Genomic DNA, 2614 nt, shown 5'->3' with positions numbered 1-2614 from the left:
ACCTACGACCGATCGGTTAACAGCCGATTGCTCTACCAACTGAGCTATCGAGGAATAAGACCAGAATTACCTGGTATAACCAGCGACTTCCTATCCTCCCAGGCCGTTTCCAGCCAAGTACTTTCGGCGTTTGTAGGCTTAACTACTGTGTTCGGGATGGGAACAGGTGGATCCCTACAGCTATCGCCACTGGATAAATGGAGCGGAAAACGAGATTCGAACTCGCGACCCTCGCCTTGGCAAGGCGATGCTCTACCGCTGAGCTACTTCCGCATCATACAGAACATTATGTTAACATGTCTGTGCTAATTTGTCAACTGCATTTTCGCGTCATATTATTGCTTCATTCTGCAATTACTGACACTGTTGTGCGGCGACTTATATAGAGTATCAAATAATACAAGCTATGTCAACTGTATTTTTCTAGAAATATGCACTTTTTTATGACACCAAATTCATTGCAACAAAATGCTTTACCAAAAATCCATCAAATTGCGTACCTGCATTGCGAAGTAATTCCGCTATTGCAGCCTCATGACTCATTGCTTTGCGATAAGGCCTGTCGCTAACCATAGCATCATAAGCATCAACAATGGCAAGTATCCGGCATTCAATCGGAATCTGTTCACCTTGAAGCCGAAGTGGATAACCATTTCCATTCCACCATTCGTGATGCTTTAAGATCCAGTCTGCTATCGGCAGCAAGTCGGAAGCAGACTGGGCAATTCGGTAGCCAATCTCACAATGACGCTCCATTTCTTTCTTTTCCTCAATAGTAAGCATGCCTGGCTTAAAAAGGATATGATCCGGTATTCCTACTTTACCGATATCATGAAATTGGGCTAGTAAGCCAATATCCCCTACTTGAGTCTCGCTGAATCCCAACTGCCGGGCAAGGGCACATGCCAGATCTTTCAGTCGTTCAGCGTGCCCTTCCGTAATGAAATCGCGCGCTTCCAATAACTTCATGACTGTTTTTACAATTGCACTGCGGGCACTGCGTGAACGATGTAACTTTTCACGGTACATATGTCCGTCCGCTTCTTTATAAAGATTTTGCAGCGTTATGCTGCTCTCACTGCGCGAAGCAAACCCAAGCGACAGACTAAGCGGAACTCCGCTTATTTGCTTATTATAACTAGCAATGCCTTCCCGTATACTGTTACAAAGCTTGCCCGCTGTTACTGCATCCGTCCCCGGTAAAAGTAAGGCAAACTCGTCTCCGCCAATACGGGCCGCTACGTCTGTGGCACGTAACACACCGCTAAGGACCTGGGAGGTACCGCGTAACATCTCATCACCGGCGGCATGTCCCAACGTATCATTTACCAGCTTCAGTCCGTCCACATCGCAAATTACCATTGACAAAGGGACGAAATGCTCCACTAATTTCATGGCATCATTTAAATAAGCACGATTGTATAGCCCGGTCAACGCATCATGATGACTAAGGAACCGTAATTTTTCTTCCGCCTGTTTTCGCTCAATTGCCATAGCTACCTGATTGGAGACAAACGTAAGAATATGACAGTCATCCCGGGTATACCGCACTCCATGATCATACGTCTGCACCGCCAGTACACCGATGACCTTCTCATTTGCTGCTTTCAACGGCACTCCCAGCCAGTCGGCAGAAATAGTCTCGCTAATCGCGATCCCTTCCGCCTGCTCCAAATCAGCAAATGTTTCAGGATTGATGATCAGCGGTTTTCCAGTTCGCATCACATACTCAGTAATTCCCTTTTTTAACGGCCTGCCTGTTATGTTGGCATCATATTGGTCTACCCGGTAAGGAAACCTGATCATAGCCTGCTTTTCATCATAGACGGCAATATAGAAGTTTTCTGCCGGTATCAGTTCACTAATAATCAGATGAACTGAGCGGTAAAGTTCATTTAAATTGCGTGAAGAACTGGCTGTTTCGGAAATACGGTATAAAGCCTGCTGCAATTTTTCAGCGGTTTTACGCTCACTGATTTCCTTCTGCGCCTCCCGGTAAAGCTGCGCATTTGTATAGGCAATCGAAGCCAGGCTCGCGAACTGCTGCAAATCCTCAATATCTTGATTACTGAAAGTTTGTCCGGCATCTGTATGCCATAGTCCGATAATTCCAACCACTTCGTCATTGCTTTTTAGCGGAAAATAAGCAACCGCTTCTGCCACAATACTGATTGACGAAAGCCGTTCGCTCCATAGCTTATAATTATTAATAACAACTACTTGTCCTGTCCGCCATACCTGTCCAGCTGCCCCAACATCCAATTTATCCCGTGAACCCAGAAATGTTCTTGCCTGTCCGGTTGCAATAACACGAACCCGTTCCGTCTTTTCCTTATTAACCAGCAATACACAGCCAGTTCTGGTACCAATCAGTTCCGCCGCCCGGCTCAGTATTGTCTCAAGTAAATCAAATACTTCTCTTCGATTCATAACATCCAGCGCAGTATCATGTAAAAACTTCAACAGCCTGTTTTGCCGGCGCATCTCTTTATCGATATATTCCTGGTCACTTAGCTGATACATACTGCCACCACTTTCACATATGGTATTCTGGCAATTATTTTCGCTATATTCTTTCTATTTCCTCCTCTTATACGACAGCAAAGACCCGGCT

The 2614-nt window shown here is 45.5% G+C and carries 1 protein-coding gene, 1 tRNA gene and 1 rRNA gene; all 3 read right to left on the bottom strand.

Translation table 11 applies throughout. The features are described 5' to 3' along the window. Positions 1-77 precede the first annotated feature (77 nt). The 3 genes from rrf to RTR76_RS20850 all read right to left on the bottom strand — a co-directional run bounded on the left by rrf (position 78) and on the right by RTR76_RS20850 (position 2523). A 5S ribosomal RNA gene (gene rrf / locus RTR76_RS20860) occupies positions 78-194 on the bottom strand. 4 nt (positions 195-198) lie between these two features. Further along, positions 199-273: transfer RNA gene (locus RTR76_RS20855), tRNA-Gly, on the bottom strand. Positions 274-441: 168 nt separating this feature from the next. Continuing rightward, positions 442-2523 (bottom strand): HD domain-containing phosphohydrolase, encoded by a 2082-nt coding sequence (locus RTR76_RS20850; protein WP_312524534.1) that lies wholly within the window; start codon positions 2521-2523, stop codon positions 442-444. Between the last annotated feature and the right edge of the window lie 91 nt (positions 2524-2614).

Origin of the sequence: Anaerospora sp., from assembly GCF_032013335.1 — a bacterium.
GTDB lineage: Bacteria > Bacillota > Negativicutes > Sporomusales > DSM-15969 > Anaerospora.
This window is presented reverse-complemented; position numbering and strand designations above follow the sequence as displayed.